Source organism: Agromyces allii (assembly GCF_009749385.1).
GTDB lineage: Bacteria > Actinomycetota > Actinomycetes > Actinomycetales > Microbacteriaceae > Agromyces > Agromyces allii.
On sequence record NZ_WBIN01000002.1, the window covers coordinates 239,698 to 266,557 of the forward strand.

Sequence of the window (26,860 nt, forward strand, 5' to 3'; positions counted from 1 at the left end):
TAGTGACCGCCCAGATGACCAGCACCGCACCGGGATCATCGCATTCGGCCACCGAAGGACAGCACGGCCTCGTCGCGCACTCCGACGGCGCCTTCGTGCCCGTGCAGACGCGCTCCGAGCGCTTCCGCTCGGTGAACGTCGAGGACTTCGCCCCCGTGCACGGCCGCGAGCACGAGTGGAAGCTCTCGCCCGTCGCCGCCTTCGCCGACCTCACGGGCGGCGAGCTCGACGGCAGCCGCCTCACGCTCGCCACCGAGCCCGTCGAGGGCGTCGAGCTCTCCTGGATCCCGCGCAGCGACGAGCGCATCGGCCGCGCCGGCATCCCCGAGGAGCGTGCATCGGCCAACGCCTGGAGCTCGTTCGACGAGGCCCTGCTCGTGCGCGTGACCGGCGACGACGAGAAGGTCGCGGTGATCACCCGCACCGGCCTCGGCGATGCGCCCCGCGCAGCCCACACCGTCATCGAGATCGCGCCGAACAGCCGCGGCCTCGTCGTGCTCGCCGGCGAAGGCGAGGCCCGCCTCTCCGAGAACGTCGAGATCGTCGTCGGCGAAGGCGCGTCCCTCACGGTCGTCTCGCTGCAGGAGTGGGGCGACGACGCGGTGCACCTCGGCAGCCACTTCGCCCGCATCGGCCGTGACGCGTTCCTCAAGCACATCGTCGTCTCGCTCGGCGGCAAGGTCGTGCGCGTCAACCCGTCGACGCACCTCGCCGAGCAGGGCGCCGACATCGAGGCCCTCGGCCTCTACTTCGCCGACGCCGGGCAGCATCTCGAGCAGCAGGTGTTCGTGCACCACGACGCGCCGCACACGCGCAGCCGCGTCACCTACAAGGGTGCGCTGCAGGGCGCCGGCGCACGCAGCGTCTGGGTCGGCGACGTGCTCATCGCCCAGACCGCGCCCGGCACCGACAGCTACGAGCAGAACCGCAACCTCGTGCTCACCGACGGAACGCGCGCCGACTCGGTGCCGAACCTCGAGATCGAGACGGGCGACATCGAAGGGGCCGGCCACGCGAGTGCCACCGGGCGCTTCGACGACGAGCAGCTGTTCTACCTGATGGCCCGCGGCATCACCGAGGCCGAGGCGCGCCGACTCGTCGTGCGCGGCTTCCTCACCGAGATCGTCCAGAAGATCGGCTCGGCCGACCTCGAAGCGCGCCTCCTCGAGGCGCTCGAGGCAGAGCTGGAAGGGCGCTGACGTGACATCCGTTCGAGTCTGCTCGGTGGCCGACCTCGCCGAGAACGAGGCGTCGCGCTTCGTGCTCGAGGGCGTGCCCATCGCGGTCGTCAAGGACTCCGCCGGCGACGTGTTCGCCATCGGCGACGTCTGCACCCACGGCGACATCTCGCTCTCCGAGGGGTTCGTCGAGGACGACACGCTCGAGTGCTGGGCGCACGGGTCGAAGTTCTCCCTGAAGACCGGCAAGCCGCTCACGCTCCCCGCCTACGAACCCGTGCCCGTCTACCAGGTGCAGATCACCGACGGCGACGTGCACATCGACCCCGCGGTCACCCTGGCCGTCTGAATCAGTTTCCGGCCCGCGCGGCCGATCAACGAAAGAGAAACCCCATCACCATGTCCGTGCTCGAGATCAAGAATCTGCACGTCAACGTCGAGACCGACCAGGGAACCCGCGAGATCCTCCGCGGCGTCGACCTCGTCATCAACGAGGGCGAGATCCACGCCATCATGGGCCCCAACGGCTCCGGCAAGTCGACCCTGGCCTACACGATCGCCGGCCACCCCAAGTACAACGTCGTCGAGGGCGAGATCCTCCTCGACGGCGAGAACGTGCTCGAGATGAGCGTCGACGAGCGTGCGCGCGTCGGCCTGTTCCTCGCGATGCAGTACCCGGTCGAGATCCCCGGCGTCACCGTCACGAACTTCCTCCGCACCGCGAAGACCGCGATCGACGGCGAGGCGCCGTCGGTGCGCACGTGGGTCAAGGACGTCCGCGAGTCGATGAAGAACCTCAAGATGGACTCGGCGTTCGCCGAGCGCAACGTCAACGAGGGCTTCTCGGGCGGCGAGAAGAAGCGCAACGAGATCCTCCAGCTCGAGCTGCTGAAGCCGAAGTTCGCGGTGCTCGACGAGACCGACTCCGGCCTCGACGTCGACGCGCTGAAGATCGTCTCCGAGGGCGTCAACCGCGCGAAGGCCAACACCGGTCTCGGTGTGCTGCTGATCACGCACTACACGCGCATCCTCCGCTACATCAAGCCCGACTTCGTGCACGTGTTCGTCGCCGGACGCATCGCCGAGCAGGGCGGCCCCGAGCTGGCCGACCGTCTCGAAGAAGAGGGCTACGACCGCTACCAGGTCGCCGAGTCGGCGGCCGAGTAGGCGCGGGTAGACTCCCGATCATGGCCACCTCACTCGCACCTGAGCGCTACGACGAGGTTCAAGAGGCGCTGAAGGACGTCGTCGACCCCGAGCTCGGCGTCAACGTCGTCGACCTCGGGCTCATCTACGACCTCGGTTGGGATGACGAGAACAACGCCCTCATCATCCACATGACGCTCACGAGCGCCGGATGCCCCCTCACCGACGTGCTCGAGGAGCAGACCGCCGAGGCGCTCGACGGGGTCGTCGAGGCCTTCCGCATCAACTGGGTCTGGATGCCGCCGTGGGGCCCCGAGCGCATCACCGACGACGGTCGCGACATGATGCGCGCGCTCGGCTTCGCCATCTGAGGCGTTCCGCCACGAACCACGGATGCCCCGTGCAGCAACGTCTGCACGGGGCATCCGCCGTCTCAGCGGGCGGTGCCGTCAGCCGAGCCCGCGGCGCGACAGGAGCGGCTCGATCGACGCGTCGCGACCGAGCAGCGCGCGGATCGACTCCCGCGGGTCGCGGGATCCGCCGGGAGCCAGGATCTCGCGGCGGAACCGCTCCCCGTTCGCCCTCGTCGCGCCGCCGTTCGCCTCGAACCACGCCATGATGTCGGCACCAGGAACCTCGCTCCAGATGTACGAGTAGTACCCCGCGTCGTACCCGCCGGCGAAGACGTGCGCGAAGTACGTGCTCGCATATCGAGGCGGCACGAGCGGATGCGCGAGCCCGGCGTCTTCGAGGGCCCTCGCCTCGAACGCGGCGACGTCGTCGACCTCGGATCCGGTCGGCACCCGGTGCCATGCCTGGTCGAGCACGGCCGCCGCGAGGTACTCGGCGGTCGAGTAGCCGGACTCGATGCCGGCGTTGGCCCGCAACCGCTCGGCGAGCTGCTGCGGCATCCGCTCGCCGGTCTCGTGGTGGACGGCGAAGTTCGCGAGGATCTCGGGGCGGATCAGCCACAGCTCGTTCACCTGGCTGGGCAGCTCGACGAAGTCGCGGAACACCCGGGTGCCGGACTGCGAGGGATACCGGGTCCGGGCGAGCAGGCCGTGCAGCGCGTGCCCGAATTCGTGGAAGAGCGTCTCGGCCTCGTCGAACGTCAGCAGGGTCGGCTCGCCCTCGGCGGGCTTCGGGATGTTGAGGTTGTTCACGACGACCGGCAGCAGACCCGTGAGGTCGGACTGCTCGACGAGCGAACTCATCCACGCGCCCCCGCGCTTGGAGTCGCGCGTGTACGCGTCGAGCAGGTACAGCCCGACCGGCGTGCCGTCCTCCTCGAGGACCTCGTAGACGCGCGTGTCGGGGTGGTATCCGACGAGGTCGGGGCGGGCCGCGAACGACAGCCCGTACAGCAGTGCGGCCGCATGGAACACCCCGTCGACCAGCACGCGTTCGAACTCGAGGTAGCGGCGCACCTCGGCCGGGTCGAGCGCGTCCCGCTCGGCCGACACCTGCTCGGCGAGCAGTGCCCAATCGGATGCCGCGACCTCACGAGCCCCGATGCTCGCAGCCAGCTCGGCGAGCTCGTCGTGTTCCCGCTCGACGTTGCGCATCGCGGGAGCCGTGAGCTCGGTGAGGAGCGACGCGACCGCCTCGGGGCTGCCCGCCGTCTGACCGGCGGTCACGGCGGCGGCGTGCGAGTCGAACCCGAGCAGGCCGGCGCGCTCGGCGCGCAGACGCACGATCTCGAGCAGGGTCTGCCGGGTGTCGTGCGGGCCTCCTCGGATGCCGCGGGCACGCGAGGCCGCGAGCAGGGCGTCGCGGGTCGCGTCGTCGGTGAGCGACGCGAGCGCCGGCTGGCCGGTCGGCAGCACGAGCGTCAGGAGCCATCCGTCGAGTCCGCGCGCCGCGGCCGCCTCGCGTGCGGCCGACGCGGCACCGGCGTCGAGGCCGTCGATGAGGGCCTCGTCGTGCAGGTGCAGGGCGAGGTCGTTCGTGTCGGCGAGCAGGTGCTGCTGGAACGCGGTCGTGAGCATCGAGAGCTGTTCGTTGAGCTCGGCGAGCCGGGCGCGGCTCGCATCGCCGAGCGCGGCACCCGCGAGCACGGCCTCGTGATGCGATCGTTCGACGAGGTACCGCTCGTCGGGTGCGAGGTCGAGCCCGTCGCGCTCATCGAAGACCCGTCGGATGCGTTCGAACAGCCGCTGATCGAGACGGATCGCATCACGATGCGCCGCGAGCAGGGGAGCGAACCGGGCGTCGAGCGCCTCGATCTCATCGTTCGTGTCGGCCGAGCTCGCGTTCTCGAACACGGCCAGCACCCGATCGAGCTCGAGGCCCGACCGTTCGAGGGGCAGCATCGTGTTCTCGAACGTGGGCTCCGCCGGATCGGCCGTGATCGCCTCGACGGCGGCCCGCTGCGCGGCCATGGCCCGCTCGAGCGCCTCGGCGTAGTGATCGGGTCGGATGAGGGCGAACAGCGGCAGGCCGTAGGGGAGGGGGCTCGGCTCGATCAGCGGGTTCGTCTCGTCATCCATCCGCCGACCCTATCGGCCTAGAGTCGAAGGATGAACGCCACCACTCCGCACGAGGCGGGCCGACCCAGAGACGTCTACACGCACGGCCATCACGAGAGCGTGCTGCGCTCGCACACCTGGCGCACGGTGGAGAACTCGGCGGCCTACCTCGTGCCGCACCTTCGCGAAGGGCTCGCCGTGCTCGACGTCGGCAGCGGGCCCGGCACCATCTCGATCGACCTCGCCCGTCGGGTGAGGCCCGGCCGGGTCATCGGCGTCGACGCCTCAGCCGACATCGTGGCGCAGGCGAACGGGCTCGCCGCCAGCTCGGGCGTCGACAACGTCGAATTCCGGGTGGGCGATGCTTACGCGCTCGAGTTCGACGACGACTCCTTCGATGTCGTGCACACGCACCAGGTGCTCCAGCATCTGAAACACCCGATCGATGCGTTGAAGGAATTCCGCCGGGTGCTGCGGCCGAGCGGCGTGCTCGCCGTGCGCGACGTCGACTACGGGGGCGTGCTCACCTCGCCGTCGACCGATGCGCTCACGCGATGGTTGGCGCTCTACCGGGACGTCCACGCATGGAACGGCGGCGAAGCCGACGCCGGGCGTCATCTCAAGGCGTGGGTGCGCGCCGCCGGGTTCGCCGACGTCACGGCATCCGGGTCGGTGTGGGTCTTCGCCTCCGACGCGGAGCGCGAGTGGTGGGGCGAATCGTGGGCGCTGCGCGCGACCGAATCGAGTTTCGCGGCGCACGCCATCGAGTCGGGTCATTCGAATCCCGACGAGCTTCGCCGGATCTCCGAGGGATGGCTCCGCTGGGCCGCGGACCCCGATGGCTGGATGCTCATGCCGCACGGCGAGATCATCGCGCGCGGCTGAGCGCTCGACTGCGCACGCGGGTGCGTCCGCGGTCAGGCTCGCAGGCCTGACCGTCGGCGGATGATCGGCGGGGTGTCGACACCCCGCCGATCAGTTCACCACTCGTCGGTGTCGGCCTCGTCGGCGTGCGGCTCGATCACGCCCGCGAGCGTGACCCGGGTGCCGTCGTCGAGCTCGGCGATCGGACGCCCCTCGAGCCAGGTCAACGTCCAGTGGCCCGCGGCATCCGCTCGCCCCGCCTCGACCGCGGCGATCTGCTCGCGCAGGGTCGCGGGCACCGAGGCCGGCGGCTGCGCGCCGAGCGCCCATCGCGTTCCGAGCTGCATCAGGCGTGCATCTCGTAGGTGACCCAGCTCGTTCGGGTCGCGACCTCGTCGTAGATGCGCTGCGCGTACTCGTTGTCGGCTGCGGTGATCCACGACACTCCGGCCGAGCCGACCTCGGCCGAGCGGGCGTGCACGAACTCGATCAGTGCACGACCGAGACCCGCCCCGCGTGCCTCGTCGGCGACGTACAGGTCGTCGAGGTACATGCCCTTCGTGGCCGACAGGCTGTCGGGAACCACGCGGAAGTGCGCGAGACCGACGGGCCTGCCCTCCTCGTCGACCGCGAGCGCGGCCTGGAGCGGATCGTGCTCGTCGCGGATCCAGTTCCAGACGATGAGTGCCTTGGCGTCGTCGAGCTCGGTCTCGTAGAACCGGCAGTACGCCTCGAACAGCGGCAGCCAGCCGAAGAAGTCCTCTTCGGTGGAAAGTCGGATCTCGTGTGTCATGGGCCCCCCTAAGCCTCGGGATTCTCGAGTTCGATGTCGCGGACCTCGAAGTCGTCGGCTTCGACGAACGAGAGCTCTGCGATGCGCCCCACCGCACGCAGGTCCGATGCGACGGCCGTGAGCAGGGCCACGGTCGCGGCGGGTGCGGCGATGACCGCACGGGTGACGGGCGTCTTCTGGGACGCCTTGGCCGCGGTCTTCGCGCGACGGATGCCGGTGAGCGCGAGGCTCGACACGGTGAGCAGTTCGGTGCCGGCCTCGCCGCGGGCGGCGAGCTCGTCGAGCGTCGGCCAGGCGGCGTGGTGCACGGAGCCCTCGTTGGACCAGCTCCAGACCTCTTCGGTCGCGAACGGGATGACCGGGGCGAACAGGCGCAGCAGCACCGCGAGTGCGGTCTTCAGCGCCGCGACGGCGGAGGCCTGCTCGGCGCTCGGCTCACCGTAGGCGCGTTCCTTGACGAGCTCGAGGTAGTCGTCGCAGAAGGTCCAGAAGAAGGTCTCGGACAGTTCGAGCGCACGAGCGTGGTCGTAGGCCTCGAGCGACTTCGTGGCCTTCGCGACGACCTCGGCGAGCTCGGCGAGCATGCTGCGGTCGACGGGCTCGGTGACGGCGGCGTCTGCCGCGCCCTCGAAGCCGAGGATGAACTTGGCCGCGTTCAGCACCTTGATGGCGAGACGCCGGCCGATCTTGACCTGCGTCGGGTTCTGCGGGTCGAACGACGCATCGGTGCCGAGCCGCGAGGACGCCGCCCAGTAGCGCACGGCGTCGGAGCCGTGCTGCTCGAGGAGGCCCGCCGGGGTGACGACGTTGCCCTTCGACTTCGACATCTTCTTGCGGTCGGGGTCGACGATGAAGCCGGAGATGGCCGCGTTCGTCCACGGCGCCGTGCCGTGCTCGAGCTCGGCGCGCAGCGTCGAGCTGAAGAGCCACGTGCGGATGATGTCCTGGCCCTGCGGGCGCAGCGAGTACGGGTAGACGAGGTCGAAGAGCTCGGGGTCGCGCTCCCAGCCGCCCGCGAGCTGCGGGGTCAGCGAGGAGGTCGCCCACGTGTCCATGACGTCGTGCTCGCCGATGAAACCGCCGGGCGCGCCGCGCTGGGCCTCGTCGAAGCCGGGTGCGGGTGCCGACGAGGGGTCGACGGGCAGGATGTCGCGCGTGGCGACGATCGGCTCGTCGAACTTCGGGTCACCCGCCTCGTCGAGGGGGTACCAGACGGGGATCGGCACGCCGAAGAAGCGCTGGCGCGACACGAGCCAGTCGCCCGAGAGGCCGCCGACCCAGTTCTCGTAGCGAACGCGCATGAAGTCGGGGTGCCAGTCGATGCCGCGGCCGTGCTCGAGCAGGCGCTCCTTGAGACCGGCGTCGCGGGCGCCGTTGCTGATGTACCACTGGCGCGTCGAAACGATCTCGAGCGGGCGGTCGCCCTTCTCGAAGAACTTCACGGGGTGGGTGATGGCCTTGGGCTCGCCGAGCAGGTCGCCCGAGGCGCGCAGCAGGTCGACGACGGCCTGCTTGGCCGAGAACGCCGTCTTGCCCGCGATCTCGGCGAAGGCGGCACGGCCGGCCTCGGTCGTGATGGCCTCGGGGGCGTCGGCGATCACGCGGCCGTCGAAGCCGATGATCGCGCGGTTCGGCAGGTCGAGCTCGCGCCACCAGACGACGTCGGTGACGTCGCCGAAGGTGCAGATCATCGCGATGCCGGTGCCCTTGTCCTTCTGGGCGAGGTGGTGCGCGAGCACGGGCACCTCGACGCCGAACACGGGGCTCGTGACGGTCGTGCCGAAGAGGGGCTGGTAGCGCTCGTCGTCGGGGTGGGCGACGAGGGCGACGCACGCGGCGATGAGCTCGGGGCGGCTCGTCTCGATCTCGATCGTGCCGCCGTCGGGGCGGTGGAACGAGACGCGGTGGTAGTGGCCGGGCTGCTCGCGGTCTTCGAGCTCCGCCTGGGCGACGGCCGTGCGGAACGTGACGTCCCACAGGGTGGGTGCGAGCGCCTGGTAGGCCTCGCCGCGCTCGACGTTGCGCACGAACGCGAGCTGCGAGGTGAAGATCGCCTCGTCGGCGATGGTTCGGTAGCTCTGCTTCCAGTCGACCGAGAGGCCGAGCGAGCGCCAGAGCGCCTCGAACTGCTTCTCGTCTTCGACGGTGAGCCGCTCGCACAGCTCGATGAAGTTGCGACGGCTGATGGGCTTCTGATCGGCCGCCTTGGTCGACTTGCCGTCGCCTCCCTCGAAGGGGGGAACGAAGTCGGCCTCGTAGGGCAGCGTCGGGTCGCAGCGCACGCCGTAGTAGTTCTGCACGCGCCGCTCGGTGGGCAGGCCGTTGTCGTCCCAGCCCATCGGGTAGAACACGTGGCGGCCGCGCATGCGCTGGAATCGCGCCATGACGTCGGTGTGCGTGTACGAGAACACGTGGCCGATGTGCAGCGAACCGGATGCCGTGGGCGGGGGCGTGTCGATCGAGTAGATCGTCTCGCGGGTGGCCTCGGCGCGGGGGAAGTCGTAGACCCCGTCGCGCTCCCACGCGTCGGCCCAGACCGTCTCGAGCCCTTCGAGGGCGGGCTTGTCGGGGATGCGCGACGTGTCGGTCATGATGCTCCGGTTCGATATCGGCGGCACCGAGTCAATGGTGAGGTGCCTGAATGTGCGACGCTCAAGCCTAGCGGAACCCGGCTGACCCATCGCCGCGCGCGAGCCGCGGCGAGTCCCGGATGAGGGCGGCGGTGACCTCGTGCTCGGGCGCGGTGAACACCCGCTCCGCGTCGCCGTGCTCGACGATGCGGCCGCTCCGCATGACCGCGACGGTGTCGCTCATGTGGCGGATCACGCCGAGGTCGTGCGAGATGAAGAGCATCGCGAGGCCGTGATCGCGCTGCAGCTCGTCGAGGAGATCGAGCACGCGCGCCTGCACGGTCGCGTCGAGCGCCGAGACCGGTTCGTCGCACACGAGCACGTCGGGGGATCCGGCCAGGGCGCGGGCGATGGCGATCCGCTGGCGCTGCCCTCCCGAGAGGGCGAGCGGATGCCGCGCCGCGGCGTCCGTCGGCACGTGCACCTGGTCGAGCAGGGCCGTGACCGCGGCGTCCGACGGATCGCGTCGAGCGGCGACGAGCGCGTCGCGGAGGATGCGCCCGACGCTCCACCGTGGATCGAAGGAGCCGAACGCATCCTGGTAGACGGCGCCGATGCGGGAGCGGCGGGTCCGTCGATCCCGCTCCGGCAGGGGCGACCACGGCTCGCCCGCCAGGCGCACCTCGCCCGCGTCGGGTGCGGCGAGCGCGAGCGCGAGGCGCGCGATCGTGGTCTTCCCAGACCCGGACTCGCCGACCAGTCCGAGCGTGCGGCCGCGCTCGACGCGGAACGAGACGTCCTGCACCGCATGGGTCGTGCCGGCCCCGACGCGGAACGACTTCGAGAGTCCGATGCCCTCGAGCGCCGGGGCGGGCGGCGGCGGCGGCGTCCGCCCGGTCGTGGAGGCGGCCGATGCGGTTCGCGCCGCTTCCACGACCGGCTGAGCCGATCGGACCGGCCGGTCGCGGGTCGTGAGGCCCACCCCGCGCGGCACCTCGGTCGGCACGGCCTCGATGAGCGCGCGGGTCACCGGATGCCGCGGTGCGCCGAGGATCTCGGCCGTCGGCCCGGTCTCGACCACGGCGCCCCGGTCGAGCACGATCACGGTGTCGGCGATGCGCGAGACCACGGCGAGGTCGTGGCTGATGAGCAGCACGCCGGCGCCCCGTGCGCGCGCCTCGTCGAGCAGCCCCAGCACGCGGGCCTGCACGCCGACGTCGAGCGCGGTCGTCGGCTCGTCGGCGATGAGCAGCGGCGGGTCGAGGGCGAGGGCCGAGGCGATCAGGGCCCGCTGTCGCATGCCGCCCGAGAGCTCGCCCGAGCGCCGGTCGACGGTGATCGTGGGATGCGGCATGCCGACGAGCTCGAGCAGCTCGATCGCCCTGGCGCGGGCGGCGGCGTGCGACATCCGCCGGTGGATGCGGAGCGGATCGCCGATCTCGCGGCCGATGGTGCGCAGCGGGTCGAGCGAGACGAGCGCGTCCTGCAGCACGAGCCCGGCGCCGACCCCGCGCGTGCGGCGCCACTCGCGTTCGCTCGCGTCGCGGCGGTCGGCCCACGCCACCGTGAGGCGATCGGCCCGCACGAGGGCGCCAGAGCCGGCGAGCCCCAACAGGGCTCGGGCCGTGACGGACTTGCCCGACCCCGACTCGCCGACGATCGCGACGCAGGTGCCGGCCTCGACGGTGAGATCGACGCCGCGCACGACCTCGACCGCGTCGCGCGCGCCTCGGCGGCGGCCGTCGCCGCCGAACGCCACCGAGAGTCCGCGGACCTCGAGCACGGGGGCGCTCATCGGCGGGCCCCGTCGCGGGCGGCGAGGGCACGGCCGAGCACGGTCGTCGTGATGGTCGTCAGCACGATCATGAGGCCGGGGAAGACCGTGAGCCACCAGGCCGTGGTGATGTACGTGCGCCCCGCCGAGAGCATGGCGCCCCATTCGGGAGCGGGCGGCTGCGCGCCGAGGCCGAGGTAGCTGAGCGCCGAGGCCCACACGACCGCCTGCCCGATGCCGAGCGTGGCGAGCACGACCATGGGGGCGAGCGCGTTGGGCAGGATGTGGCGCGCGAGCACGCGTGCGCGCCCGTGGCCGAGCACGCGCGCCGCCTCGACGTACCCCGAGGAGCGCACGGTCACGAGCTCGCCGCGGATGATGCGCGCATACCCCGGGGCCGTCGAGAGCCCGACCGCAATCGTCGCGGTCACCGGGCCCGGCCCCCAGAGCACGATGATGAGCAGTGCGAGCAGGATGCCCGGGAACGCGAACAGCACCTCGTTGACGCGGCCGACGACGAAGTCGAGCACGCGTCCGCCGAGACCGGCGAGCCCGCCGAGCAGCAGGCCGAGCGCGAGGCCGATCGCGGTCGCGCTGACGCCGATGAGCAGCGACGTCGCGGTGCCCTCGATCACGCGGCTGTAGACGTCGCGTCCCGATTCGTCGGTGCCGAACCAGTGCGCCGCCGACGGCGGCTCGAACGCCTCGCGCGGTGCGATCGCGAGCGGGTCGGCGGTCTGCAGCAGCCAGGGTGCGACGGTCGCGACCGCGAGGAACGCGACGAAGGCGAGTGCCGCAACCGTTCCGGCACGAGGCGGTCGGGGGAGCGCACGGCCCCGGACGGCGCGGTTGGAGAGCTCGAGGTCGCTCATGCACGCTCCTCGAGGGCGATGCGCGGGTCGATCGCGCGCGAGACGAGGTCGGTCAGCACGGTCATGGCCACGTAGACGAGCGCGACGACGAGCACGACGCCGATCACCACGGGTACGTCGCGCAGCTCGGTCGCGCGCAGCAGGGTTCGACCGAGTCCGGGCCTCGCGAAGATCGTCTCGACGACCACGGCGCCCGAGATGAGATAGCCGATCGCCCAGCCCGAGAGGTTCACGGCGGGCAGCGCCGCATGACGCAGGGCGTGCCGCAGCCGGATGCCGGCCGCGGTCTCGCCTCGTGCGAGCGCCGAGGTCGTGAACGGCTGCTCGAGCGCGTCGAGCATCTGCTCGCGCATGAGCTGGGCGAGGAACCCCGCGAGCGGCACCGCGAGCGTGAGCACCGGCAGCACGAGCCCCGACGGCTGGTCGTTGGCGACCGGAGGCAGCCAGCCGAGGGAGGTCGAGAACACCGCGATGAGCACCGTCGCCAGCCAGAAGTGGGGGAGTGCGGCCGCCGTCAGCTCGATGCCAGCGGCGATCGCGCGCCCGATGCGCCCGGCCGAGGTCGACCAGAGGGCGAGGCCGATCGCGAGCACCCAGGCGACGACGAGCGCCAGCAGTGCGAGCGTCAGGGTGCCGAGGAGCTGCCCGGCGATCAGATCGGCGACGGGCGTCTTCAGCGCGTAGGAGTCGCCGAGGTCGCCCGAGGCGAGGCGGCCGAGCATCGCGAGGTACTGCACCGCGAGAGGCCGGTCGAGCCCGTAGTCGGCGCGCACCTGATCGAGCGCCTCCTGCGATGCCTGGGAGCCGGGGCCGCCGAGGATCGCCTGCGCGGGATCGCCCGGCACGAGATGCACGGCGAAGAAGGTCAGGGTCGCGACCGCCCAGAGCACGAACACCGCTCCGGCGAGTCGCAGGGCGACCCGCCGGAGCGTTCGGCTTCGTGGCATCCGATCAGTCTGCCAGCCAGGCGTCGGCGAAGGTCGGCGTCGACACGGTCGGCATCGCACGCACGCCCTGGAGCTTCGGCGAGTGCAGGAAGTGGTTCTGCTGGTCGTAGAGCGGCAGCGCGTAGAACCCGCCGAGGATGATCTGCTGCGCCTGCTCGTAGAGCGCGGCACGGGCGTCGGGATCGGACTCGGATGCCGCCTCGGTCAGCAGTGCGTCGAGTTCGGGGTCGTCGAGCTGGGCGAGGTTGGCGAAGTACCCGCTCGGCGCCGGCGTGATGGAGTCGGAGTGGTAGAGGATGCGCAGCACGTCGGGGCCGACCTTCGTGTACGGCGCGCTGACGGCCTCGTACTCGTGCGTGAAGAGCGCGCCGTACCAGCCCGAGAGGTCGAGCGGCTCGAGCTGCACGTCGAATCCGGCTTCTTTGGCGGTGGCCTGGATCTGCTCGAAGAGCGACTGCTCGGCCGGGATCGACTGGTTCGTCGACACCGGGAAGCGCACGGTGAGCGGCACGCCGTCCTTCGAACGGATGCCGTCGGCATCGCGCTCGGTCCAGCCGGCCTCGTCGAGCAGGGCGTTCGCCTCGTCGAGGTCGGTGGCGAAGAGCGTCTCGTCGGAGTAGGCGAGCGGCTCGACGCTCGAGAGCACCGAGAAGGAGCGCTCGGCCGTGCCGAAGAAGAGCGCGTCGATGCCGTCGTTCACGTCGGCCGCGCGGATGAACGCCTCGCGCACACGCACGTCGTCGAACGGCGCCTGGCCGGAGTTCAGCTCGATGCGGTTCGAGGCACCGGGGCGAGGGGCGTCGATCTCGACGAGCGTGCCCGACTTCGCGGCCTGGTCGAGCGTGTCGGGCTGGGCGTTGTCGATGATGTCGACCTCGCCGGCCTGCAGCGCGGCGTAGCGCGACGCCGAGTCGGGGATGAACCGCCACTCGATGCCGTCGAGGTAGGCGGCGCCGTCGTGGGCCCGGTCGGCGGGGCCGGTGTCGTAGTCGTCGTTGCGCACGAGCGACACGTGGTCTTGGGGCACCCACTCGTCGACGATGAACGGTCCGGTGCCGATCGGCGCGAGGCAGTTCTCCTCCATGCCGCGGGCGATGCCGGCCGGCGACTCGATCGCGTTCCACGGCTGGGTGAGCGACTCGAGCAGGGCGCTGTCGGGGGCGCTGAGGTGGAAGCGGGCGACGGTGTCGCTCACGACCTCGACCGAGTCGACCTTGCCCAGGGCGAGGTACCCGGTCGAGGACTGCGTGTCGGGATCCTTCAGGTGCTCGACGTTGACCTTGACGGCCTCGGCGTTCAGCGGCGTGCCGTCGGTGAAGCTCACGTCGTCGCGCAGCGTGAAGTCCCACGTGAGGCCGTCGTCGCTCGCGGTCCACTCGGTCGCGAGCCACGGGATGACCTCGCCCGAGTCGTCGAGCGAGACGAGCGACTCGAGGAACTGCCCGGCGATGAGCGCCTGGGGGTAGTTGCCGCCGACATGCGGGTCGAGGCAGCTCGGCTCGCCGTCGCCCGAGGCGTACACGAGGGTGCCGCCGGTGACGGGATCGCCGGATGCCTCGGGCGACTCGGCTGCGGGCGTGCAGCCCGCGAGCACGAGCGCGCTCGCTGCCGCGAGTGCGGCGAGCGGCAGGGTGCGGATGATTCGACGCGACGTCATGCGGACGTGACTCCTCTGGGTGGTGCGACGTTGGGGTGGGTGCTGCGGGGAGCGGACGACCGGTTTCGGTACTGAGTCCATAATGAGTCTATGACGGATTCAGACGCCCTCGGCACGGACGCCCGAACCGAGGCGCCACGCGCCAGGGGCGGCCGCCCGCGCGCGTCGTCGCGGCGCACGCTCGAAGACGCGGCGAGCGAGCTGTTCCTCGAGCAGGGGTACGCCGGTACGACCATCGACCAGATCGCGCAGCGCGCGGGCGTCGGCCGCAACACGTTCTTCAACTACTTCGCGGCGAAGTCCGACCTGCTCTGGCTCGACGTCGACGAGACCATCGCGGCGCTGCCCGGCGTCCTCGACGAGACGTCCGAGGACGTCTCGCCGTCGGCGGCGCTCGAGCGCGCCGTCACCGCGCTCGCCGCGAGGCATCCGCACAGCGCCGTTCCGATCGCGCTCAGCCAGCGCGAGCCGATGGCGACGCAGGAGGAGTTCCTCTCGGCCGGCCTGAGCCGATTCCTGGCCGTCGCGCACGCCCTCGCGGGCTTCCTCGCGGAACGCGTCGAGGGGCACGTCGACCCGACGATCGTCCGCGCCGCGGCGAACGCCACGACGGCAGCCGCCGCGACCGCCGCCGGAGCGTGGGCGCTCGCGGGCGTCGAGCGCGGCGACCTCGCCGCCGAGGTCGACCGGGCGATCGCGCCCGTGTGCCGCGGTTTCGCCTCCCAGCTCGACGCGAGACGCCCCACCGGAGCGTGAGCGGGGCTCAGGCCGACGAGACGGCGTTCGACGCGATGACGTCGGAGAAGAACCCGGCGCTCGCCTTCGGCATCCGCTCCTGCGTGTCGAAGTCGACCGCGACGATGCCCCAGCGCTGCGCGTACCCCTCGGCCCACTCGAAGTTGTCGAGCAGCGACCAGACGAAGTGCCCGATGAGCGGCACGCCTTCGCCGATCGCCCGCGCCGCCTGCTGGAAGTGCGTGCGCAGGTAGTCGACGCGGTACGGGTCGTCGACCGTGACCGCCGGCAGGGGATCCGGCATGCCGTTCTCGGTGATGAGCAACGGGATGGCCGGATACTCGTCGCGCAGACGGGTGAGCAGGTCGTAGAGCCCCTCAGCCCGGATCTGCTGCCAGCTCGCCGCCGAGGTCGGCTCGATGGTCACGGTGTTGCCGCCCGGGTCGACCCCGGTCACGCCGTAGTACTGGATCGCGAGCAGGTCGCACGGCTCCGAGACGACGTCGAGGTCGCCGGGCTGCTGGAGCGCCTCGAACGCCGCCGCATCCGCCGGGAGCGAGCCCGGGTACGGCCCGATCGCCTCGACGGGGTACGTGCCGAGCAGCACCGGATCGAGGAACAGCCGATTCTCGCTCGCGTCGACGCGATCGGCGCCGCCGGTGGCATCCGGGTCGGTGGCATACACGGGCAGGAGGTTGAGCGCGATGCCGATGCGTCCTCGGGCGCCCGAGGCGCGGAAGGCCTGCACGGCGAGCCCGTGCGCGAGCAGCTGGTGGTGCACGGCGGCGGCCGCGGCATCCGGATCGGTCAGTCCCGGCGCGTGCACGCCGTACCAGTGGCCCACGAACGCGTGCGTCTTCGGTTCGTTGATCGTGAACCAGTCGGCCTCGACGTCGCCGAGCGCGTCGAACAGCGTGCGCGCGTACTCGGCGAAGCGCGTCGCGGTGTCGCGTTCCTGCCAGCCGCCGCCGTCCTGGAGCGCCTGCGGCAGGTCCCAGTGGAAGAGCGTGATCGCCGGGCGGATGCCGCGGGCCACGAGTGCTTCGACCAGCGCCCGGTAGTGGTCGACGCCCGCCCGGTTGACCTGGCCGGCCCCGGTCGGGAAGATGCGCGACCACGAGATCGAGAACCGGTAGGCGCCGACGCCGAGATCGCTCATGAGGTCGGCGTCCGACTCGTACCGGCGGTACTGGTCGGCACCGGGCTCGCCGGTCGCCCCGCCCCGGATGTTGGCCTTCACCGCGGTGAAGGCGTCCCAGATCGACGGGCCGCGACCGTCGACCGTCGTGGCTCCCTCGACCTGGAACGCGCTGGTGGCCGTGCCCCAGAGGTAGTCGGCCGGAAAGCCCATGGGTTCGGCCGGCGGCGCCCACGGCGGAGGGGTCGCGCTCGTCGAAGCGCCCGCGCCGACCGGCGGCTGCGCGGTGCAGGCGGCGAGCGCCGCGGCGGCGGCCGATCCGGTCAGAGCGAGGAACCCGCGGCGGGCGATCGTCGCGGCCGCTCGGGCGGGGGAGTCGTGCGGGGTGGTCATCGAGGGCTCCGGAGTTCGTCGTCGAAGTCGTGCAGCGTTGGGGCGGTGCGCGGATCCATCCGTGAGAGCGCTCTCACGACCATCCCGGAGCCTATCGCGACGCCGCGACGCGTACAATCGTGTGACAGACATCGATCCGGCCATCACCGGGGAGTCTTCGGAAGAACGCGAACGGATGCCACGGCCGCCGCTCGTCACTAGAGCCGAACGGGTCGGCCCGTCACAGCCGTTCAGAGAGGTCGTGCGACGCAGGTCGCCCGACAAGCGAGGTGGTACCGCGGCGGCGGCTCGACGAGCATCCGGCGTCCTCGTGCAAGCTTCGCTCACCCAAGGAGCCCGCGTGTACCCGCGTACCCCCGACGAGAACGGCGTCGCCGCGTCGCCCGACTTCCCCGCAGGCGAGCGCGACGTGCTCGCCTACTGGAACGCCGACGGAACCTTCCAGGCGTCGATCGACCAGCGCGAGGGCTCGCCCGAGTGGGTCTTCTACGACGGCCCGCCGTTCGCCAACGGCCTGCCGCACTACGGCCACCTCCTCACGGGCTACGCGAAAGACGTCTTCCCGCGCTTCCAGACCATGCGCGGCAAGCAGGTGCACCGCCGCTTCGGCTGGGACACGCACGGCCTGCCCGCCGAGCTCGAGGCCGAGCGCCAGCTCGGCATCACCGACAAGGTGCAGATCGAGGAGATGGGCATCGCGGCATTCAACGAGGCCGCACGCTCATCGGTGCTCCGTTACACCAAGGAGTGGCAGGAGTACGTCACGCGCTCCGCGCGCTGGGTCGACTTCGACAACGACTACAAGACGCTCGACACGACCTACATGGAGTCCGTGATCTGGGCGTTCAAGCAGCTGCACGAGAAGGGGCTCGCCTACGAGGGCCACCGCGTGCTCCCGTACTGCTGGCGCGACCAGACGCCGCTGTCCAACCACGAGCTGCGCATGGACGACGACGTCTACAAGATGCGTCAGGACCAGACCGTCACGGTGACCTTCCCGCTCACGGGCGCGAAGGCCGAGTCGCTCGGCCTCACCGCCGTGCGCGCGCTCGCCTGGACGACGACCCCCTGGACCCTCCCCACCAACTTCGCCCTCGCCGTCGGACCCGACATCGAGTACGCCGTCGTCCCCGCAGGGCCCAACGGCACCCCCGACGCCACGGTGCTGCGCGAGAAGGCCGCGGGCGCGGCATCCGACACCGAGGTGCTCGGCGGCGAGTACCTGATCGCCGTCGACCTGCTCGGCGGCTACGCGAAGGACCTCGGGTACGAGTCGGCCGACGACGCGCGCGCCGCGGTCTCGCGCACCGTGCGCGGCTCCGAGCTCGAGGGCGTCACCTACGATCGCCTGTTCGACTACTACGCCGACGTCGACGAGTACGGGCTCCAGAACGCCTGGCAGATCCTCGTCGCCGACTACGTCACGACCGAAGACGGCACGGGCATCGTGCACCAGGCGCCCGCCTACGGCGAGGAGGACCAGAAGATCGGAGAGGCCGCCGGCATCCCCGTGATCCTCTCGCTCGACGAGGGCGGCCGCTTCAAGGCCGAGGTGACGGATGTCGCGGGCGAGCTGTGGAGCGACGCGAACAAGCCGCTCACGCAGCTGCTGAAGGCCGAGGGCCGGCTGCTGCGCCAGGCGAGCTACGAGCACTCGTACCCGCACTGCTGGCGGTGCCGCAACCCGCTGATCTACAAGGCCGTGTCGAGCTGGTTCATCCGCGTTCCCGAGTTCCGCGACCGCATGGGCGAGCTCAACCAGGAGATCAGCTGGGTGCCCGAGAACGTCAAGGACGGGCAGTTCGGCAAGTGGGTCGCGGGCGCCCGCGACTGGTCGGTCAGCCGCAACCGCTACTTCGGCTCGCCGATCCCCGTGTGGAAGAGCGACGACCCCGAGCACCCCCGCGTCGACGTCTACGGCTCGCTCGAGGAGATCCAGCGCGACTTCGGGCGCCTGCCGCTGAACGCGGCGGGGGAGCCCGACCTGCACCGGCCGTACATCGACGACCTCACGCGCCCGAACCCCGACGACCCGACGGGGCGCTCGACGATGCGCCGCATCCCCGACGTGCTCGACGTCTGGTTCGACTCGGGATCGATGCCGTTCGCGCAGGTGCACTACCCGTTCGAGAACCGCGACTGGTTCGACACGCACCACCCGGCCGACTTCATCGTCGAGTACATCGGGCAGACGCGCGGCTGGTTCTACGTCATGCACGTGCTGTCGACCGCGATCTTCGATCGCCCCGCGTACAAGAACGTCATCAGCCACGGCATCGTGCTGGGCAGCGACGGCCAGAAGATGTCCAAGTCGCTGCGCAACTACCCCGACGTCTCCGAGGTCTTCGACCGCGACGGCTCCGACGCCATGCGCTGGTTCCTGATGTCGAGCCCGGTGCTGCGCGGCGGCAACCTCATCGTGACCGAGGAGGGCATCCGCGAGGGCGTCCGACAGGTCATGCTGCCGCTCTGGAGCACGTGGTACTTCTTCTCGCTCTACGCCAACACGGCGCGAGCGGGCGGCTACGAGGCATCCGCTCGCACCGACTCGACCGACGTGCTCGACCGGTACCTCTTCGCGAAGCTTCGCGACCTGGTGGCCGACGTGACCACCGATCTCGAGAACCTCGACTCGACGCTCGCCTCGGCGAAGCTCCGCGACTTCGCCGATGTGCTCACGAACTGGTACGTGCGCCGGTCGCGCGACCGGTTCTGGGCGGGCGTGCCCGACGGCGCCTCGTCGAGCGAGGCGTTCGACACGCTGTTCACCGTGCTCGAGACGTTCACGCGCCTCGCCGCGCCGCTGCTGCCGCTCACGAGCGAGCAGGTCTGGCGCGGGCTCACGGGCGGGCGCAGCGTGCACCTGACCGACTGGCCCGAGGCCGAGCAGTTCCCGGCCGACGATGCGCTCGTCGCCGCCATGGACGCCGTGCGCGAGATCAGCGGATCCGTGCTCGCACTGCGCAAGCAGGCCGGTCGCCGCGTGCGGCTTCCGCTCGCCTCGCTCACGGTCGTGACGACGGATGCCGCGGCGCTGGCGCCGTTCGAATCGATCCTGCGCGACGAGCTCAACGTCAAGGCGGTCTCGCTCGTCGAGCTCGACGCCTCGAGCGCCGAGGCCTACGGCGTGACCAAGCGCCTCAGCGTCAACGCGCGCGCGGCCGGACCCCGTCTCGGCAAGACCGTGCAGCAGGCGATCCAGGCGGCCCGCACGGGCGACTGGACCCTCGACGGCGACACGGTCGTCGCGGGCGGCATCGCGCTCGAACCCGGCGAGTACGACCTCGTGCTCGAGGCCGGGGGAGCGGGCGAGGGCTCGCGGGCGCTCGCACTGCTCGCCGACGGCGGCTTCGCGATCCTCGACACCGACACCACGCCCGAGCTCGAGGCCGAAGGCGTCGCACGCGACCTGGTGCGCGCCGTGCAGGAGGCCCGCAAGGGCGCAGGGCTCGAGGTCGGCGACCGCATCGCGCTGGCGCTGACGCTCGACGCCGCATCGCTCGCGGCCGCCGAGACGCATCGCGACCTCATCACGGGCGAGACGCTCGCCGTGTCCCTCGACCTCGTCGGGCTCGCCGACACGGCCGCCGCCGACCTCGCCCCGCTCGCCGGCGGGACGAAGGTCGTCATCGGATTGGAGCAGGCATGACCGACGCACCCGACCAGACGCCCGAGCCCGGCGAAGAGCCGTTCGACGCCCGCGAGGCGCTCGACGCGCTCGGACTCTCCGACGACGTCGGATCCGCTGCGGCCGGCGACGCCGACGCGTCCGGCGACGACGTCGAGACCGACGAGGAGTTCGACGCCGAGGCGCGCGACGCCGCAGACGCCGTGTACGCGGCCCTGCTCGAGCGCGTCGGCGAGGGAGCGCCCCGGCCCCGGCTGGAGCCCACGCGACGTGCCGTCGAGCTCCTCGGCGACCCGCACCGCTCTGCACCCGTGATCCACCTCACGGGCACCAACGGCAAGACCTCGACGAGCCGCATGATCGAGAGCCTCCTGCGCGCCTCCGGGCTCCGCACCGGCCTCCTCACGAGCCCGCACCTCGAGCGCTTCACCGAGCGCATCCGCATCGACGGCGAGTCGGTCCGCGACGAGGCGCTCGCGCGCAACTGGGAGGAGATCGAGCCCTTCATCGCGATCGTCGACGCCGAGCTCGAGGGCGCCGGCGAGTCGCCGCTGACCTTCTTCGAGGCGTTCACGGTGCTCGCGTTCGCGTGCTTCGCCGACGCGCCCGTCGACGTCATGGTCCTCGAGGTCGGCATGGGCGGCGAGTGGGACTCGACGAACGTGGCCGACGGACAGGTCGCCGTGATCACGCCGATCGACCTCGACCACCAGAGCCGGCTCGGCAACGACGTCGTCGAGATCGCGCGCACGAAGTCGGGCATCATCAAGCCGTCGGCTTCGGTGGTCTCCGCGCGCCAGCACGACGAGGTCCTGAAGGTGCTCGAGAACGCCGCCGACCTCACCGAGTCGACGCTCGCCGTCGAGGACGACGCCTTCGCGGTCATCTCGACGACGATCGCCGTCGGCGGCCAGCTCGTCTCGATCCGCGGACTCGCCGGCTCCTACCACGACATCGCCCTGCCGCTCTTCGGCAGCCACCAGGCCCAGAACGCCGCCGTGGCGGTCGCGGCCGTCGAGGCCTTCATCGGCGGCGGCAGCGTCCGCCTGGCCGACGAGGTCGTCGAGGTCGGCCTCGGGTCGGTCACCTCGCCCGGCCGGCTGCAGATCGTCGGGTCGGGCCCGACCGTCATCGTGGATGCCGCCCACAACCCGCACGGCGCCCGCTCGCTCGTCGCCTCGATCCGGGAGTCGTTCGACTTCGACGAGATCGCCATCGTCCTCGGCGTGCTCGGCGACAAGGACGCGACGGGCATCGTCGACGTGCTGGCCGGTCTCGACGCGCAGTTCATCGTCACGAGCCCCGACTCCGACCGCGCCACCGCCGCCGACGGGCTCGCGGGCATCGTCGCCGCGAAGGTCGGCGCCGACCGCCTCACGGTGATCGAGCGACTCGACGACGCACTCGACGAAGCACGCGACTGGGCGACCGAGGGCGAGAAGCGCGCCGTCGTCGTCACCGGATCCGTCGTGCTCGTGGGCGACGCGATCCGCATCGCCGGCGACCGCGGTTGGAACGACCGATGAGCGGCCTGCCCATCGACCCCGAGGCGCGGGGCGACGGCGCCCACGGCGACGCCACGCCCGCCGAACCGGAGACGGATGCCGCGGCATCCGCCCCCCGTTCGGTTCGGGCCAGCCTCGCCTCGATCGTGCTCGGCTTCGAGCTGATCGTCGTGTTCCTCGCCGCACTCGTGATCTGGGGCCTGACCCCCGACGAGGGGAGCGCCTTCGGTCTCCCGCGCTGGGCGCCGCTCGTCGCCGGCGGGGTCGTCATCGTGCTCATGATCGCCACGATCGGCCTGCTGCGCCACCGCTGGGCCTACCTGCTCGGCTGGATCACGCAGGCGCTCATCCTCCTCGCCGGCTTCCTGAACCCCGGGATGTTCTTCATCGGAGCACTCTTCGGCGGCATCTGGGCCTACTGCATGATCGTCGGCGAACGCATCGACCGAGAGAAGGCGGCCGCAGTGGCCGCCTACCGAAAGGAACAGGAATGACCACCGCAATCGAAGAGACCCTCGTCCTCGTCAAGCCCGACGGCGTCGCCCGCAACCTGACCGGTGAGATCCTGCGCCGCATCGAGGCGAAGGGCTACTCGCTCGTCGACATCCGCCTCGTGCAGGCCGACCGCGAACTGCTCGCGAAGCACTACGCCGAGCACGAGGGCAAGCCGTTCTACGAGCCGCTCGTCGAGTTCATGGAGTCCGGCCCGGTCGTCGCGATCCGCGTCGCCGGCAACCGCGTGATCGAGGGCTTCCGCTCGCTCGCGGGCACCACCGACCCCACGACCGCCGCCCCCGGCACGATCCGCGGCGACTTCGGCCGCGACTGGGGCCTCAAGGTGCAGCAGAACCTCGTGCACGGCTCCGACTCGGTCGAGTCCGCCGATCGCGAGCTGGCACTCTGGTTCGCCTGACCCGCGATCTTCGCGGGCTCGAGACGCCCTGAACGACGGATGCCGCGTCGACGCACCTCGCGTCGACGCGGCATCCGTCGTTCGACTCAGCGCTCGGTGGTCGGCGCCGCGATGCTCAGCGCCAGAAGTTCTGCAGGTCGATGATGACGCGGGGGATGGCGTTCATCTGCGCCTGGGCGAGCAGGATCACGACGGCGTAGCAGACGACGGTGATCACGGGGATCCAGCCGTACCAGCCTGCGGCCAGCCGGCGGACGCGTTCCGACGCGAGAATATGACCCGAACGCAGGTTGTGCAGGGTCACGATCCAGAAGACCGGGATGGTCACGGCCCAGGTCAGCATGCACCAGGGGCAGAGCACGTCGAGCACGTAGATGCTCTGGAAGATCAGCCAGCCGACGAACACGAGGGCACCGGCCACACCGACGTTGAAGCCGATCCAGAACCAGCGGGAGAAGGTCGCCCCGGCGAGCAGCGCCACGCCGATCGTGATCACGACGGGCCAGGCCATCATGCCGACGAACGGATTCGGGAAGCCGAACACCGAGCCCTGCCACGATGCGAGGTTCGTGCTGCAGCCCACGAGCACGCCGACATTGCAGTTCGGGATGTGGGTCGGATCGGCGAGCGTGAGCACCTTCTCGAGCGAGAGTTCCCACGCTGCGAGGAGCCCGAACGCTCCGAGGACGATGAGGCTGATGGCGAGCCCGATGGGCTTCGGGCGAGCGGGGGCATCCGACATGTCTCGATTCTGACATGGCCAATCGGACGGTTCGGCGCCGGTCGTGCGATAATCGAGGAAGTCGACCGGGCCCGGCCCGGAAACGGCGACAGACGAACTTCCCGGATGCCGCGCATCCGAATGAGCGGTGAGACGCACCGCAAGACGTGGCGACAAGGCAAACCTGCCGGTCGCCGGTGACGAGAATTGACGGTTCGGCGTACGCCGCCGAACCGCACGAGAGTACGGAAGGGATGGCGCGGCCGTCCCGACCGAAGTAGGAGTGCACCAGAGATGGTGGAAGGCAACGAGCACCAGACCAACCGACCCGATCCGAAGGGCGCGCCCAAGCGGCGCGGCGGACTGTTCGGCGGACGACGCGGTCGTGGCCGCGCCGCGCAGCCGGCCGTCGACGAGCAGGTCGCACCCCCCGAGGTCGACGCGGTCGTGACGCCGGCCGACGAGACGGCGGAGGTGCCGGCGCCCGTCTCCGCCTCCGCGCATCACGCGGGCCGCCACGTGGCGTCGCCCGCCGACGCGGATGCCGACGCGGTCGCCCTCGACGACGATGCCGAGACGGCACCGGTCGATTCCGAGACGACGGCCGCGGCCGGCGAGGCGGATTCCGCTCCCGCGGTCTCGCCGATTCCGTCGAACCTCACCACGACGTCGCTGATCTTCCACGCGCCGCCCGTGCTCGTGACGGCCGACCGGCCCGAGCGGCCGGAACGGGACCGCCCCGATCGCGGCGAGCGTCCCGATCGCGGCGAGCTCCCGGGCGCCGACCGCGACGACGAGGGATCGAGCGTTCGCCGCCGCACGCGTCGTCGTACCGGCGAGGAGCCGCGTTCGACCGGCGACCAGCCGGCGAACACGGTCGTCAAGGTGCGCACGCCCCGCGAGCCCGAGCTCATCACCGAGCCCCAGCGCGTCAAGGGCTCGACCCGGCTCGAGGCGAAGAAGCAGCGCCGCCGCGACGGTCGCGACGCCGGTCGCCGCCGCACGATCATCACCGAGTCCGAGTTCCTCGCCCGCCGCGAGTCCGTCGACCGCTCGATGATCGTCCGCGAGAAGAGCGGCCGCATCCAGATCGGCGTGCTCGAAGACGGCGTGCTCGTCGAGCACTACGTCGCGCGCAATCAGGACGCCTCGCTCATCGGCAACGTCTACCTCGGCCGCGTGCAGAACGTGCTGCCGAGCATGGAGGCCGCGTTCGTCGACATCGGCCGTGGCCGCAACGCCGTGCTCTACTCGGGCGAGGTCGACTGGGACGCCGCCGCCGAGAACGGCGAGAAGAACCAGCCGCGCCGCATCGAACTCGCGCTGAAGCCTGGCGACCGCGTGCTCGTGCAGGTCACGAAGGATCCCGTGGGCCACAAGGGCGCACGACTGACGAGCCAGATCTCGCTGCCCGGCCGCTACCTCGTGTACGTGCCGAACGGCTCGATGAACGGCATCAGCCGCAAGCTGCCCGACACCGAGCGCGCTCGCCTCAAGAAGATCCTCAAGGAGGTGCTGCCCGAGAACCAGGGCGTGATCGTGCGCACCGCCGCCGAGGGCGCCACCGAGGAGCAGCTCACCCTCGACGTCAACCGCCTGCTCGCGCAGTGGGCCGACATCTCGACGCAGCTCGAGAAGGCCCAGGCGCCGTCGCTGCTGCACTCCGAGCCCGACCTGCTCATCAAGATCGTCCGCGACGTCTTCAACGAGGACTTCCAGAAGATGATCATCGAGGGCGATGAGGCGCGCGGCACGATCGAGCGCTACCTCCGCGCCGTCGCACCCGACCTGCTCGAGCGCGTCGAGGCCTACGAGGGCGACCGCGACTCGTTCGACTCGTTCCGCATCAGCGAGCAGATCGAGAAGGCGCTCGACCGCAAGGTCTGGCTGCCCTCGGGCGGCTCGCTCGTCATCGACCGCACCGAGGCGATGACGGTCGTCGACGTCAACACGGGCAAGTTCGTCGGCTCCGGCGGAAACCTCGAAGAGACCGTCACGAAGAACAACCTCGAGGCGGCCGAGGAGATCGTGCGCCAGCTGCGTCTGCGCGACATCGGCGGCATCATCGTCGTCGACTTCATCGACATGGTGCTCGAGTCCAACCGCGACCTCGTGCTCCGCCGTCTCATCGAGTGCCTCTCGCGCGACCGCACGAAGCACCAGGTGGCCGAGGTCACCTCGCTCGGCCTCGTGCAGATGACGCGCAAGAAGTTGGGCCTCGGCCTGCTCGAGACCTTCAGCGAGCCGTGCGAGGTCTGCGCGGGTCGCGGCATCGTCGTGCACCACGAGCCGATCTTCAAGCACCGCGGCACGGGCGCTCCCCAGCAACAGCAGCAGACCGATCGCCGTCGCGGCGGACGCGGCGGCACGCCGAACTCCGGCGGCGGCAACTCGGGTGGCAACGGCGGGGGCGGCAACGGCGGCGGAAGCAGTCAGCACGCCGCGCCGTCCGAGCCGAAGGCCCACACCGGAACGCACGCGATCACCGAAGACGTCAAGCACGCCCTCGCGCAGATCGCCGCATCGACGATCCCGCACGCCGAGCACCACGAGGGCGGCGCGCCCATCGCCACGGGCGAGGCCGCATCCGGCGCAGCGCCGTCGGCCGAGGCCGCCGGCGAGGAGTCGGCCAACGGCACCCGGCAGGGTCGACGCCGTGGTCGCGGTCGGCGCGCGTCGCGCGAGCAGACCACGGCCGGGGCATCCGAGACCGTGAACGCATCGCCTGGTTCCGACGACACGACGGCACCGGATGCCGCGGCCGACGAGGCGGCCCCCGCGACGGACGCAGCCGAACCGGCCGAGGTCGTCGTCGAGGCCGCCGAGCCGACGCCCGCCGTCGCGATCCTCGACCTCCCGGTCGTCGCCGCACCGCGCACCCGGCCCGAGCCCGCCGCTGCCACGGCGGAACTCCTCGACTCGGTGCTCGACGCGCTCCCCGCGCCGAAGAAGGCCGGCGAGGGCCGCTCGCGCAGCCGCCGCGTCTCGACCGCCGCGCTGTCTCCCGCGGGCGGGGCGCCGGTCATCACGCGCGCCGACGGCACCGAGGCGAACCCCGCCGACGGCGAGGCACCCGAGGCCGGCTGATCCCGTTCGAACCCGACGGGGCCCTGATCGACGTCAGTCGGTCGGGGCCTCGCGGCGTTCCCGGAGTGCACGACGCTCGCGGGGGAGCACTCGCAATCCGCTCGCCGCGAGCCGCCGCACGAGCTCGCGGGGCGGCACGGGCACCGCGCCGGCGGCGACGAGCTCCTCGTAGCGCTCGACCGGCACGTCGTAGTGGTCGAGGTCGAAGGCCCGCGACGGGAGCCCGGCCGCATCTGCGAAGGCTCGCAGCTCGGCGATCGACTCGTCGCTCACGAGGTGCGCCCACACCGTGCCGTGCTTCGGCCAGAGCGGCGTGTCGATGAGCACGGTCATGCACTCGATCCTAGGCGCGGCGTGCGCGACGCGCCGGTGGCCGCTCGTTTGACCGAGTCGCATACATCCGGTAAACTCGACCGTTGGTGCCGCCGCTTATCACGGCGTGCCCCCATCGCAGTTCGACTGCAACGTTTT

The 26,860-nt window shown here is 71.1% G+C and carries 22 protein-coding genes; 11 read left to right on the top strand and 11 right to left on the bottom strand.

All coding sequences use genetic code 11. The annotated features are described in order from the left end of the window. Window positions 1-14: 14 nt before the first annotated feature. Genes sufD through GQR16_RS03640 form a run of 4 tightly spaced genes read left to right on the top strand, consistent with a single transcriptional unit; the run spans window position 15 to window position 2,695 of the window. Entirely contained in the window at window positions 15-1,199 is a 1,185-nt protein-coding gene (sufD, locus tag GQR16_RS03625) for a Fe-S cluster assembly protein SufD (RefSeq protein WP_157413800.1), read from the top strand. A gap of 1 nt (window position 1,200) precedes the next feature. Continuing rightward, entirely contained in the window at window positions 1,201-1,527 is a 327-nt protein-coding gene (locus GQR16_RS03630) for a non-heme iron oxygenase ferredoxin subunit (protein ID WP_157413801.1), read from the top strand. 50 nt (window positions 1,528-1,577) lie between these two features. Beyond that, on the top strand, window positions 1,578-2,345 hold the full coding sequence (gene sufC / locus GQR16_RS03635; protein WP_157413802.1) for a Fe-S cluster assembly ATPase SufC: 768 nt from the start codon (window positions 1,578-1,580) through the stop codon (window positions 2,343-2,345). A gap of 20 nt (window positions 2,346-2,365) precedes the next feature. Then, window positions 2,366-2,695, top strand: a complete 330-nt coding sequence (locus tag GQR16_RS03640) for a metal-sulfur cluster assembly factor (protein WP_067876244.1) — start codon at window positions 2,366-2,368, stop codon at window positions 2,693-2,695. A gap of 78 nt (window positions 2,696-2,773) precedes the next feature. On the opposite strand, the gene GQR16_RS03645 is transcribed toward GQR16_RS03640, so the two are convergent. Further along, window positions 2,774-4,813: a M3 family metallopeptidase gene (locus GQR16_RS03645; protein ID WP_157413803.1), complete on the bottom strand. Its 2,040-nt coding sequence runs from the start codon at window positions 4,811-4,813 to the stop codon at window positions 2,774-2,776. 30 nt (window positions 4,814-4,843) lie between these two features. Between GQR16_RS03645 and GQR16_RS03650 the strand changes: the two genes are divergently transcribed. Then, window positions 4,844-5,677: a methyltransferase domain-containing protein gene (locus tag GQR16_RS03650; protein ID WP_157413804.1), complete on the top strand. Its 834-nt coding sequence runs from the start codon at window positions 4,844-4,846 to the stop codon at window positions 5,675-5,677. Between the two features lie 95 nt (window positions 5,678-5,772). On the opposite strand, the gene GQR16_RS03655 is transcribed toward GQR16_RS03650, so the two are convergent. The 7 genes from GQR16_RS03655 to GQR16_RS03685 all read right to left on the bottom strand — a co-directional run bounded on the left by GQR16_RS03655 (window position 5,773) and on the right by GQR16_RS03685 (window position 14,269). Continuing rightward, entirely contained in the window at window positions 5,773-6,003 is a 231-nt protein-coding gene (locus GQR16_RS03655) for a hypothetical protein (RefSeq protein WP_157413805.1), read from the bottom strand. Next, window positions 6,003-6,449, bottom strand: coding sequence for a GNAT family N-acetyltransferase (locus GQR16_RS03660; protein ID WP_157413806.1), 447 nt, complete (start codon window positions 6,447-6,449; stop codon window positions 6,003-6,005). The genes GQR16_RS03655 and GQR16_RS03660 overlap by 1 nt, the downstream gene beginning before the upstream one ends. An 8-nt stretch (window positions 6,450-6,457) precedes the next feature. Beyond that, the gene (gene valS, locus GQR16_RS03665; protein WP_157413807.1) at window positions 6,458-9,040 is read right to left on the bottom strand and encodes a valine--tRNA ligase; all 2,583 of its coding nucleotides are present in this window, start codon (window positions 9,038-9,040) and stop codon (window positions 6,458-6,460) included. A 67-nt stretch (window positions 9,041-9,107) separates the two neighbouring features. Continuing rightward, entirely contained in the window at window positions 9,108-10,814 is a 1,707-nt protein-coding gene (locus GQR16_RS03670; protein ID WP_157413808.1) for a dipeptide ABC transporter ATP-binding protein, read from the bottom strand. Beyond that, on the bottom strand, window positions 10,811-11,665 hold the full coding sequence (locus GQR16_RS03675; RefSeq protein WP_157413809.1) for an ABC transporter permease: 855 nt from the start codon (window positions 11,663-11,665) through the stop codon (window positions 10,811-10,813). The genes GQR16_RS03670 and GQR16_RS03675 overlap by 4 nt, the downstream gene beginning before the upstream one ends. Then, window positions 11,662-12,612, bottom strand: coding sequence for an ABC transporter permease (locus GQR16_RS03680; protein ID WP_157413810.1), 951 nt, complete (start codon window positions 12,610-12,612; stop codon window positions 11,662-11,664). The genes GQR16_RS03675 and GQR16_RS03680 overlap by 4 nt, the downstream gene beginning before the upstream one ends. Before the next feature lie 4 nt (window positions 12,613-12,616). Continuing rightward, a complete protein-coding gene (locus GQR16_RS03685) occupies window positions 12,617-14,269 on the bottom strand; it encodes an ABC transporter substrate-binding protein (RefSeq protein WP_157413811.1) in 1,653 nt (550 codons plus the stop codon). Between the two features lie 90 nt (window positions 14,270-14,359). On the opposite strand from GQR16_RS03685, the gene GQR16_RS03690 reads away from it, so the two are divergent. Further along, window positions 14,360-15,025, top strand: a complete 666-nt coding sequence (locus tag GQR16_RS03690; protein WP_157413812.1) for a TetR/AcrR family transcriptional regulator — start codon at window positions 14,360-14,362, stop codon at window positions 15,023-15,025. 7 nt (window positions 15,026-15,032) lie between these two features. On the opposite strand, the gene GQR16_RS03695 is transcribed toward GQR16_RS03690, so the two are convergent. After that, the gene (locus GQR16_RS03695; RefSeq protein ID WP_157413813.1) at window positions 15,033-16,535 is read right to left on the bottom strand and encodes a GH1 family beta-glucosidase; all 1,503 of its coding nucleotides are present in this window, start codon (window positions 16,533-16,535) and stop codon (window positions 15,033-15,035) included. A 340-nt stretch (window positions 16,536-16,875) separates the two neighbouring features. Between GQR16_RS03695 and ileS the strand changes: the two genes are divergently transcribed. The 4 genes from ileS to ndk are packed head-to-tail and all read left to right on the top strand — an operon-like array spanning window position 16,876 to window position 22,581. Further along, the gene (gene ileS, locus GQR16_RS03700; RefSeq protein ID WP_157413814.1) at window positions 16,876-20,184 is read left to right on the top strand and encodes an isoleucine--tRNA ligase; all 3,309 of its coding nucleotides are present in this window, start codon (window positions 16,876-16,878) and stop codon (window positions 20,182-20,184) included. Next, window positions 20,181-21,689, top strand: coding sequence for a bifunctional folylpolyglutamate synthase/dihydrofolate synthase (locus GQR16_RS03705; RefSeq protein ID WP_157413815.1), 1,509 nt, complete (start codon window positions 20,181-20,183; stop codon window positions 21,687-21,689). Before ileS ends, GQR16_RS03705 begins: the two co-directional genes overlap by 4 nt. Beyond that, window positions 21,686-22,162 (top strand): DUF4233 domain-containing protein, encoded by a 477-nt coding sequence (locus GQR16_RS03710; protein ID WP_157413816.1) that lies wholly within the window; start codon window positions 21,686-21,688, stop codon window positions 22,160-22,162. The genes GQR16_RS03705 and GQR16_RS03710 overlap by 4 nt, the downstream gene beginning before the upstream one ends. Then, window positions 22,159-22,581, top strand: coding sequence for a nucleoside-diphosphate kinase (ndk, locus tag GQR16_RS03715; protein ID WP_157413817.1), 423 nt, complete (start codon window positions 22,159-22,161; stop codon window positions 22,579-22,581). Before GQR16_RS03710 ends, ndk begins: the two co-directional genes overlap by 4 nt. Before the next feature lie 115 nt (window positions 22,582-22,696). Here ndk and GQR16_RS03720 read toward each other — a convergent pair whose 3' ends face one another. Next, entirely contained in the window at window positions 22,697-23,323 is a 627-nt protein-coding gene (locus GQR16_RS03720; protein ID WP_157413818.1) for a vitamin K epoxide reductase family protein, read from the bottom strand. Window positions 23,324-23,596: 273 nt separating this feature from the next. Between GQR16_RS03720 and GQR16_RS03725 the strand changes: the two genes are divergently transcribed. After that, the gene (locus tag GQR16_RS03725; RefSeq protein WP_157413819.1) at window positions 23,597-26,389 is read left to right on the top strand and encodes an Rne/Rng family ribonuclease; all 2,793 of its coding nucleotides are present in this window, start codon (window positions 23,597-23,599) and stop codon (window positions 26,387-26,389) included. A 33-nt stretch (window positions 26,390-26,422) separates the two neighbouring features. Here GQR16_RS03725 and GQR16_RS03730 read toward each other — a convergent pair whose 3' ends face one another. Further along, window positions 26,423-26,722 (bottom strand): DUF4031 domain-containing protein, encoded by a 300-nt coding sequence (locus GQR16_RS03730; RefSeq protein ID WP_157413820.1) that lies wholly within the window; start codon window positions 26,720-26,722, stop codon window positions 26,423-26,425. Between the last annotated feature and the right edge of the window lie 138 nt (window positions 26,723-26,860).

Excerpts from the sequence above, each read along its gene's own strand:
- sufD (WP_157413800.1), top strand. The coding sequence starts at position 15 with ATGACCAGCACCGCACCGGGATCATCGCATTCGGCCACCGAAGGACAG.
- sufC (WP_157413802.1), top strand. The coding sequence starts at position 1,578 with ATGTCCGTGCTCGAGATCAAGAATCTGCACGTCAACGTCGAGACCGAC.
- GQR16_RS03640 (WP_067876244.1), top strand. The coding sequence starts at position 2,366 with ATGGCCACCTCACTCGCACCTGAGCGCTACGACGAGGTTCAAGAGGCG.
- GQR16_RS03645 (WP_157413803.1), bottom strand. The coding sequence starts at position 4,813 with ATGGATGACGAGACGAACCCGCTGATCGAGCCGAGCCCCCTCCCCTAC.
- GQR16_RS03650 (WP_157413804.1), top strand. The coding sequence starts at position 4,844 with ATGAACGCCACCACTCCGCACGAGGCGGGCCGACCCAGAGACGTCTAC.
- GQR16_RS03655 (WP_157413805.1), bottom strand. The coding sequence starts at position 6,003 with ATGCAGCTCGGAACGCGATGGGCGCTCGGCGCGCAGCCGCCGGCCTCG.
- GQR16_RS03660 (WP_157413806.1), bottom strand. The coding sequence starts at position 6,449 with ATGACACACGAGATCCGACTTTCCACCGAAGAGGACTTCTTCGGCTGG.
- valS (WP_157413807.1), bottom strand. The coding sequence starts at position 9,040 with ATGACCGACACGTCGCGCATCCCCGACAAGCCCGCCCTCGAAGGGCTC.
- GQR16_RS03670 (WP_157413808.1), bottom strand. The coding sequence starts at position 10,814 with ATGAGCGCCCCCGTGCTCGAGGTCCGCGGACTCTCGGTGGCGTTCGGC.
- GQR16_RS03675 (WP_157413809.1), bottom strand. The coding sequence starts at position 11,665 with ATGAGCGACCTCGAGCTCTCCAACCGCGCCGTCCGGGGCCGTGCGCTC.
- GQR16_RS03680 (WP_157413810.1), bottom strand. The coding sequence starts at position 12,612 with ATGCCACGAAGCCGAACGCTCCGGCGGGTCGCCCTGCGACTCGCCGGA.
- GQR16_RS03685 (WP_157413811.1), bottom strand. The coding sequence starts at position 14,269 with ATGACGTCGCGTCGAATCATCCGCACCCTGCCGCTCGCCGCACTCGCG.
- GQR16_RS03690 (WP_157413812.1), top strand. The coding sequence starts at position 14,360 with ATGACGGATTCAGACGCCCTCGGCACGGACGCCCGAACCGAGGCGCCA.
- GQR16_RS03695 (WP_157413813.1), bottom strand. The coding sequence starts at position 16,535 with ATGACCACCCCGCACGACTCCCCCGCCCGAGCGGCCGCGACGATCGCC.
- GQR16_RS03705 (WP_157413815.1), top strand. The coding sequence starts at position 20,181 with ATGACCGACGCACCCGACCAGACGCCCGAGCCCGGCGAAGAGCCGTTC.
- GQR16_RS03710 (WP_157413816.1), top strand. The coding sequence starts at position 21,686 with ATGAGCGGCCTGCCCATCGACCCCGAGGCGCGGGGCGACGGCGCCCAC.
- ndk (WP_157413817.1), top strand. The coding sequence starts at position 22,159 with ATGACCACCGCAATCGAAGAGACCCTCGTCCTCGTCAAGCCCGACGGC.
- GQR16_RS03720 (WP_157413818.1), bottom strand. The coding sequence starts at position 23,323 with ATGTCGGATGCCCCCGCTCGCCCGAAGCCCATCGGGCTCGCCATCAGC.
- GQR16_RS03725 (WP_157413819.1), top strand. The coding sequence starts at position 23,597 with ATGGTGGAAGGCAACGAGCACCAGACCAACCGACCCGATCCGAAGGGC.
- GQR16_RS03730 (WP_157413820.1), bottom strand. The coding sequence starts at position 26,722 with ATGACCGTGCTCATCGACACGCCGCTCTGGCCGAAGCACGGCACGGTG.